Consider the following 8,712-nt stretch of genomic DNA (forward strand, 5'->3'; position numbering starts at 1 on the left):
CCTCCGCCCAGCGTTCGAGGAGCGCCTCGGCGCCCGCGTACGCCTCCAGGCAGCCCTGGGCGCCACAGCGGCAGCGGCGGCCCCGGACCCGTACGGTCAGATGGCCCCATTCGACGGCCCGGCCGGGGCGCATGTCGTCGGTGACGACACAGGCGCCGACGCCCGAACCGAAGAGCACCACCACGGCGTTGCGTGCACCGCGCCCCGCGCCGAACCACATCTCGGCCTGGCCGAGGGTCTTGGCGCCGTTGTCGATGTAGTACGGCACGGTTTCGGGCACCAGCCCGGACTCGCGCAGCAGGCGCTCCAGCGGTACGGCGTCCCAGCCGATGGTCTGGCCGTGCACCACAGCGCCGTCCTCCGGGGTGCGCGCCACGATGCCCGGTACGCCGATGCCGACGCCGAGCAGCCGCTCGGGCGGGACGCCCGCGGTGTCCAGGACTTCGGCGATGCCGTCGCGCAGGTGGCCGACGACGACACCGACTTCGTAGCGGTCGTGCCGGTGCGGGCCGTCGACCGCCAGCGGCCTTTCCGTGCGCGCGAGTTCGGTCAGGGAGAGGTCGAAGAGTTCGATCCTGACCCGGGTCTCGCCGACGTCGACGCCGATCATGCAGCCGCTGCCCGGTCTGATACGCAGGAGGGTGCGGGGGCGTCCGCCCGCGGAGTCGACGCTGCCGGCCTCCTCCACCAGGCCCTCGGCGAACAGTTCGGCGACCACGTTGCTGATCGACCCCGAGCTCAGCCCGGTGGCCGGACCGAGCGAGAAACGGCTCAGCGGTCCGTCGAAGTACAAGCACTGCAGAACGGCGGCGCGGTTCTCGCGCCGCAGGTCACGCACAGTGCGGCCGTTGCGCACGGTCACTTGGGCCCCCTCGTCGAAGTCCTGACCGAAACATACCTCTGTCGCGACCCTTGACGCGACCTTCTCTTGAGGTTTAACTCACATCCTAAATTAAGCCAGGGGGGCATTCAGGGGCTGAACGTGGAACGCTTCGCCGGCCCTCCTCCCTCCACGGCTTCCGTCACTCCCGAAAGGGTCCTCTGGAGCCATGCGCAGAATCAGAGCCGCAGCCACCGGCGCCGTCACCCTCTCCCTCGCTCTCACCGTGGCTGCCTGTGGTGACGGCTCCACGACCGGCGGATCCGGATCCAACGAACGACCGGGGACCCTCACCTACTGGGCCTCCAACCAGGGCGCCAGCCTGGAGGTGGACAAGCAGGTGCTCCAGCCAGAGCTCGACAAGTTCGAGAAGCAGACGGGCATCAAGGTCAAGCTGGAGGTCGTGCCCTGGCCGGACCTGCTCAACCGCATCCTCACCGCGACCACCTCCGGCCAGGGCCCCGACGTCCTCAACATCGGCAACACCTGGAGCGCCTCCCTCCAGGCCGGCGGCGCCCTGGTGCCCTGGGACACGAAGAACTTCGAGAAGATCGGCGGCAAGGACCGATTCGTCGATTCCGCCCTCGGCTCCACCGGCGCCCAGGGGCAGGACCCGGCCGCAGTCCCGCTCTACTCCATGGGCTACGCGCTCTACTACAACAAGAAGATGTTCAAGGACGCCGGCATCGAGAAGCCGCCGGCCACCTGGGACGAGCTGGTCGCGACCGGCAAGAAGCTGACCAAGGACGGCAAGGCGGCGATCGGCGTCGAGGGCGCCAACCTCGCCAACAACATCCACCAGGTCTTCGTCCTCGGCAAGCAGCAAGGCGCCGACTTCTTCACCCCCGACGGCAAGCCCGACTTCACCTCGGAGGGCGCCGTCGCGGCCGTCAAGCAGTACGTCGACCTCATGGCCGAACACAAGATCGTCGCCCCGGGCAACGCCGAGTACGCCCAGAACCAGTCCCTGAGCGACTTCGCCAAGGACAAGACCGCGATGGTCCTCTGGCAGACCGCCTCCGCCACCTTCAAGGCACAGGGCATGAGCGACGACGAATGGGGCGTCGCCCCCGCCCCCGTCCAGTCCGGCGCCCCCGGCCAGGGCACCGCCGTCAACTCCATGGTCGCCGGCATCAACCTGAGCGTCTTCAAGAACACCAAGAACATCGACGGCGCCATGAAGTTCGTGAAGTTCATGACCAGCGACGCGGAGCAGAAGATCCTCAACCAGGCCTACGGCTCCATCCCGCCCGTCAAGACCGCGCAGCAGGACCCCGCGTTCGGCACCCCCGCGATCGCCGTCCTCAAGAACACCCTCGCCACCAGCGCCGCAGCACTGCCGCAGGTCCCCGAGGAGTCGCAGTTCGAGACCGTCGTCGGTACCGCGGTCAAGGAGCTCTTCGCCGACGCCGCCGCCGGGCGTCCGGTGACCACCGCCTCGGTCAAGGCCAAGCTCGACAAAGCCCAGCAGCAGATGCCCAAGAAGTGAACACGGGCGCCACCATGACCACCACCGCCCTCGACAAGGCCGGCGAACGGACCGTACGGCGACACGTCCCGGGGACGGCGCGTGACCCACGCCGCCCCGGGCGGCTTCGCCGCGTCACGCTGCCGTATCTGCTGCTGCTCCCCGCCCTGGTCCTGGAACTGCTCGTCCACCTGGTGCCGATGGTGATCGGCATCGTCATGAGCTTCAAGGAGCTCACCCAGTTCTCCATCCGCGACTGGGGCACCGCCCCCTGGGCCGGCCTAAACAACTACACGCTCTCGGTCGACTTCGACGCCCCCGTGGGCCAGGCGCTGCTGAAGTCGTTCTCCATCACCTGCCTGTTCACCCTGCTCTCCGTCGGCCTGTGCTGGCTGATCGGCACCGCCGCCGCGATCTTCATGCAGGAGACGTTCCGCGGCAGGGGCTTCCTCCGCGCGCTCTTCCTCGTCCCGTACGCGCTGCCCGTCTACGCCGCCGTCATCACCTGGGCGTTCATGTTCCAGCGGGACAACGGCCTGATCAACCACGTCCTGCACGACCAGCTCGGCATCGGTGACAGCCCCGCCTTCTGGCTCATCGGGGACAACAGTTTCTGGGCGCTGCTCATCGTCTCGGTGTGGAAAGGCTGGCCCTTCGCCTTCCTCATCATCATGGCCGGGCTGCAGAACATCCCCCGCGAGTTGTACGAGGCCGCAGCCCTCGACGGGGCCGGCGTCCGGCAGCAGATCCGCCGCATCACCCTGCCGTCGCTGCGCCCGGTCAACCAGGTCCTCCTCCTGGTGCTGTTCCTGTGGACGTTCAACGACTTCAACACACCGTTCGTGCTCTTCGGCAAGGCGGCGCCGGAAGCGGCCGACCTCATCTCCCTCCACATCTACCAGTCGTCGTTCCAGACCTGGAACTTCGGAACGGGATCGGCGATGTCGGTCCTGCTGGTCCTGTTCCTGCTGGTCGTGACCGGGATCCACCTCCTCGTCACCTCCCGCGGAAGGAAGGCCACCGATGCCTAGGCACTCCCCGCGGCCGCGGCCCCGCTCGCCCATGGCCGTCCCGCGGTCCTTCCTCTGGAGCCGGCGGATCTTCCTCACGCTGCTCACGGGCTTCGTCCTGCTGCCGGTGTTCGTGATGGTCTCCAGCTCGCTCAAGCCGCTGCAGGACGTGTCGGGGAAGTTCCAGTGGATCCCCTCGGGCCTGACCGTGCGCCCGTACGTCGACATCTGGCAAACCGTCCCGCTCGCCGACTACTTCACCAACTCCCTGATCGTGGCGGGCGCGGCGACCGTCTGCTCCGTCGTCATCGCGGTGTTCGCGGCCTACGCCGTCAGCCGCCACAGCTTCCGCGGCAAACGCGTATTCACCGTGACCGTGCTGTCGACGCAGATGTTCCCCGGCATTCTCTTCCTGCTGCCGCTGTTCCTCATCTACGTCAACATCGGCAACACCACCGGCATCGCGCTCTTCGGCTCGCGCGGCGGTCTCATCCTCACCTACCTGACCTTCTCCCTGCCGTTCTCGATATGGATGCTCATCGGCTACTTCGACTCGGTCCCCCGGGACCTCGACGAAGCGGCCGAGGTCGACGGCTGCGGGCCGCTGGGAGCGCTCTTCCGGGTCGTCGTACCGGCTGCGGTCCCCGGCATCGTCGCCGTCGCCGTGTACGCGTTCATGACCGCGTGGGGCGAGGTTCTGTTCGCCTCCGTCATGACCAACGACACCACCCGCACCCTCGCGGTCGGCCTCCAGGGCTACTCCACCCAGAACGACGTCTACTGGAACCAGATCATGGCCGCCTCCCTCGTCGTGAGCGTGCCCGTCGTCGCCGGATTCCTGCTCCTCCAGCGCTATCTCGTCACCGGGCTGACCGCCGGCGCGGTCAAGTGACTCCCTTTCCCATGCTCGTTTCCGAGAGGTCCTCCGTGTCCGAACCGACCGACTCCGCACCGACTGACCACGCACCGGCTGACTCCGCATCGACCAGCGCCGAAGCGATAGACCTCGCCGCCTTTCCCCACGACTTCGCCTGGGGCACGGCCACATCCGCCTACCAGATCGAAGGAGCCGTCACGGAGGACGGCCGGGCCCCCTCCATCTGGGACACGTTCTCCCACACCCCCGGAAAGACCGACAACGACGACCACGGCGACGAAGCCTGCGACCATTACCACCGGTGGCCCGAGGACATCTCGCTGATGAAGCGGCTGGGCACCAACGCCTACCGCCTTTCCGTCGCCTGGCCCCGCGTCGTGCCGGGCGGCGACGGGCCGGTCAACGCCCGCGGCCTCGACTTCTACGACCGTCTGGTGGACGGCCTGCTCCAGGCGGGGATCACACCGAGCGTGACCCTGTACCACTGGGACCTTCCCCAGGCTCTCCAGGACCGGGGCGGCTGGACGGAACGCGACACCGCCGAGCAGCTCGCCGCCTACGCCTCGGTCGTGGCCGAACGCCTCGGCGACCGGGTCACCCAGTGGGCCACCCTCAACGAGCCCCTGTGCTCCGGATGGATCGGCCACCTCGAGGGCCGGATGGCCCCCGGCCTGACCGACCTGACGGCCGCAGTGCGCGCCTCGTACCATCTGCTGCTCAGCCACGGGCTCGCCACTCGGGCCGTTCGCGCGGCAGCGCCCGGCGCGCAGGTCGGTCTCGTGACCAACCACTCCACCGTCGAGGCGGCTTCCACCCGTCCCGAGGACATCGCGGCGGCCGCCCGCATGGACGGCCACACCAACCGCTGGTGGCTCGACCCCGTGTACGGCCGTGGATTCCCCGCCGACATGCGCGAGCTCTACGGGGTCGAACTGCCCGAGCGACCGGGCGACATGGAGACGATCGCGGCCCCGCTCGACTGGCACGGTGTCAACTACTACTTCCCGGTCACCGTCGCCGACGACCCCGACGGGCCCGTCCCGTACGCGCGGGAGGTCCGCCTGCCCGACGTCCCGCGCACCGGCATGGACTGGCAGATCGACGCCGGCGGACTGGAGACACTGCTCATGCGCCTCACCGACGACTACGGCGTGAACCGGCTCCACGTCACCGAGAACGGCTCGGCCTTCCCGGACACCGTCGGCCCGGACGGCGCCGTTGACGACCCCGAGCGAACCCGCTACCTGGAACAGCACCTGGCGGCCTGCGCCCGTGCCATCCGCAAGGGGGCCCCACTGGCCGGCTACTACGCCTGGTCACTGCTCGACAACTTCGAATGGGCCTACGGCTACGACAAACGCTTCGGCCTCGTCCACGTCGACTACCCGAGCCAGCGGCGCACCATCAAGACGAGCGGACACCGCTACAAGGAGATCATCCGAAGCCACCGGCAGCACGCCGTCACCGACTGATCCGCGCGCAGAGCCCGAAGTCTCCTGCCCCGCACACCACGTCCACCGAAGGAGCCGTCATGCCACGTCCTCGCCTCCGCAGCAGATCGAGTACGGCGGTGATCGCAGCCACCGCCGTACTCGTCGGCCTGGTCTCCGGCGCCCTGCCCAGTGCCAGTGCCGCCGACGAGCCCGCCCCCGTGCCCGTCGACCGGTTCGAGGGGGAGGTCCCGTTCGCGAACCCGCCGGCCGAGGGCCTCTTCTCCTGGGGCAGCGACGCCGACGACCAGCCGAAACTCGCGATCAAGGAGCGCGCCGACGCCCCGGAGGGCGCCAAGGTCCTCGAAGGGGCCTACGACATCAGCGGCTGGGGCGGGTTCACACACGACTTCGCCTTCGACCGGCCCGCGCACAACTGGACGGCCCACAAGGGCATCCGATTCTGGTGGTACGGGCAGAACACCGCGCCCCTGCCACCCGGATCCGGCAAGAGGATCAACTTCGAGCTCAAGGACGGCGGCGCCAACGGCGAGGCCTCCGAGCTGTGGACCACGTCCTTCACCGACGACTGGGAGGGCTGGCACCTCGTCGAGATCCCCTTCTCCGACTTCGTCTACCGCGCCGATTACCAGCCGGTCGGCGGCATCGACCGGATCCTCGGCCTCAACGAGATGTGGGGCTACGCGCTCACCCTCCCGCCGGGCGCGCCCGGGAAGTTCGCCATGGACGGCGTCGAGCTGTACGGCAAGGCCGACCCGGCCGTGAACACCAAGGTCATCACGGACAGCGCCGTGTACCCGGTCCCCGAGGGCGCAGCCGCCCAGGTGAAGCTCTCCGTCGCCACGACGGGTTCCGGTCCGATCGACACGCCGGTCACCGTGGAGTACACCACCGGGGGCGGCAGCGCCGAGTCCGGCAAGGACTACACGCCGGTCAACGGCAGCGTCACCTTCCCGGCGGGCACGGCTTCCGGCGAGAGCCGCACGATCGCCGTCCCCACCAAGAAGGACGGCACCGCCGAGTCCGCGGAGACCATCCCGCTCACGCTGACCGTCACCGGCGCCAAGGCGCCCGCCGAAACCCCGCAGGTGGTCGTGAACGCCCACGACCTGCCGTACCTCGACAAGAGGCTCCCGGTGAAGAAGCGCGTCGCCGATCTGCTGTCGAGGATGTCCCTCGCGGAGAAGGCCGGCCAGATGACGCAGGCCGAGCGCAACGCGCTGAAGTCGCAGGGCGACATCGCCTCCTACGGCCTCGGCTCGCTGCTCTCCGGCGGCGGCTCGGTGCCGGCTCCCAACGCACCCGAGGCGTGGGCGAAGATGGTCGACTCCTACCAGCTGCGCGCGCAGGCGACCCGCTTCCAGGTCCCGCTGATATACGGCGTGGACGCGGTGCACGGCCACAACAACGTCATCGGGTCGACGATCATGCCGCACAACATCGGCATCGGCGCCGGCCGTGACCCGAAGGTCGCGGAGAAGACCGGCGCGGTCACCGCGAAGGAGGTGCGCGCCACCGGCATCCCGTGGGACTTCGCCCCGTGCCTGTGTGTGACCCGCGACGAGCGCTGGGGCCGTTCCTACGAGGCGTTCGGTGAGGACCCGGCGTTGGTCACCGCGATGGAGACGGTGATCAACGGGATGCAGGGCGCGCGCAACGGCAAGGACCTCGACCGCAACGACAAGGTGCTCACCAGCGCCAAGCACTTCGTCGGCGACGGCGGCACCGAGTTCGGCTCGTCGGCCACCGGCTCGTACACGATCGACCAGGGCGTCACCAAGGTCACCCGCGAGGAGCTGGAGGCGGTGCACCTCGCCCCGTTCGCGGAGGCGGTCAGGCGTGGCGCGGGCACGGTCATGCCCTCGTACTCCTCGCTGGACATCCTGGGCGACGACCAGGGCCCGGTGAAGATGCACGCCAACGCCGAGATGATCAGCAGGGTCCTCAAGGACCGGATGGGCTTCGACGGCTTCGTGATCAGCGACTGGCAGGCCATCGACCAGATCCCCGGCGACTACCCGAGCGACGTGCGCACCTCGGTCAACGCCGGCCTCGACATGATCATGGTGCCGACCAACTACCAGGGCTTCACCAGGACCCTCGAGGACGAGGTGGCGGCCGGGCGGATCAGCGAGGCCCGGATCGACGACGCGGTGTCCCGGATCCTGACGCAGAAGTTCACGCTGGGGCTGTTCGAGAAGCCGTACGCCGACACCGGCAACCTCGACGAGGTCGGCTCCGCCGAGCACCGCGCCGTGGCCCGCGAGGCCGTCGCCAAGTCCCAGGTGCTGCTGAAGAACGACGGGGCCGTGCTGCCTCTGAAGCCGTCGCAGAAGGTGTACGTCGCCGGATCCAACGCCGATGACCTCGGCAATCAGGCGGGCGGCTGGACGATCAGCTGGCAGGGCTCCTCGGGCGGCATCACCACCGGCACCACGATCCTCGAGGGCATGAGGAAGGCCGCGCCGGACGCGGAGATCTCGTACTCCAAGGACGCCTCTGCCGCCACCGAGGGCTACGACGCCGGTGTGGTCGTCGTCGGCGAGACCCCGTACGCCGAGGGCTTCGGCGATGTCGGCAACGGCAACGACCTGGAGCTGACCGCCGCCGACAAGGCAGCTGTCGACAAGGTCTGCGCCGCGCTGAAGTGCGCGGTCCTGGTGGTCTCGGGCCGCCCGCAGCTCGTCGGCGACCGGCTCGGCGGCATCGACGCGCTCGTCGCGTCGTGGCTCCCCGGCACCGAGGGCGACGGCGTCGCCGACGTCCTGTACGGCAAGCGCCCCTTCACCGGACAGCTCCCGGTCACATGGCCGAAGTCGGAGGCGCAGCTGCCGGTCAACGTCGGCGACGCGGCGTACGACCCGCTGTTCCCGTACGGCTGGGGCCTGACCACGCTCGACAGGAAGCCCGCCGGAGGGGAATCCGCCCTGAAGGCCATAGGCATCGCGGCGAAGGTCCTGCAGGCAGCCGGCCACGGTGACTCCGAGCAGGGCAGGGAACTGGTCGGCAAGGCACGGCTGATCGTC

General features: G+C 69.0%; 6 protein-coding genes. 5 read left to right on the forward strand and 1 reads right to left on the reverse strand.

Going from position 1 to position 8,712, the window contains the following annotated elements; genetic code table 11:
- Positions 1-862 (reverse strand): ROK family protein (locus ACWGI8_RS33315; RefSeq protein WP_453666658.1); only part of this gene is annotated, 862 nt, incomplete at its 3' end.
- A 187-nt stretch (positions 863-1,049) separates the two neighbouring features.
- On the opposite strand from ACWGI8_RS33315, the gene ACWGI8_RS33320 reads away from it, so the two are divergent.
- The 5 genes from ACWGI8_RS33320 to ACWGI8_RS33340 all read left to right on the forward strand — a co-directional run.
- Positions 1,050-2,369 carry an ABC transporter substrate-binding protein gene (locus ACWGI8_RS33320; RefSeq protein WP_453666660.1) on the forward strand — a complete coding sequence of 440 codons (1,320 nt, stop codon included), beginning with the start codon at positions 1,050-1,052 and terminating at the stop codon, positions 2,367-2,369.
- Positions 2,370-2,383: 14 nt separating this feature from the next.
- On the forward strand, positions 2,384-3,379 hold the full coding sequence (locus tag ACWGI8_RS33325) for a carbohydrate ABC transporter permease (RefSeq protein WP_453666662.1): 996 nt from the start codon (positions 2,384-2,386) through the stop codon (positions 3,377-3,379).
- A 31-nt stretch (positions 3,380-3,410) separates the two neighbouring features.
- Complete coding sequence (locus ACWGI8_RS33330; RefSeq protein WP_453666666.1) at positions 3,411-4,250, forward strand: carbohydrate ABC transporter permease; 840 nt, start codon at positions 3,411-3,413, stop codon at positions 4,248-4,250.
- Between the two features lie 107 nt (positions 4,251-4,357).
- Positions 4,358-5,707 (forward strand): GH1 family beta-glucosidase, encoded by a 1,350-nt coding sequence (locus ACWGI8_RS33335; RefSeq protein WP_453666668.1) that lies wholly within the window; start codon positions 4,358-4,360, stop codon positions 5,705-5,707.
- A gap of 59 nt (positions 5,708-5,766) precedes the next feature.
- Positions 5,767-8,712: glycoside hydrolase family 3 protein (locus tag ACWGI8_RS33340; protein ID WP_453666664.1), on the forward strand; the 2,946-nt coding region annotated here is incomplete at its 3' end.

The sequence above is a fragment of the Streptomyces sp. NPDC054841 genome (assembly GCF_053611045.1).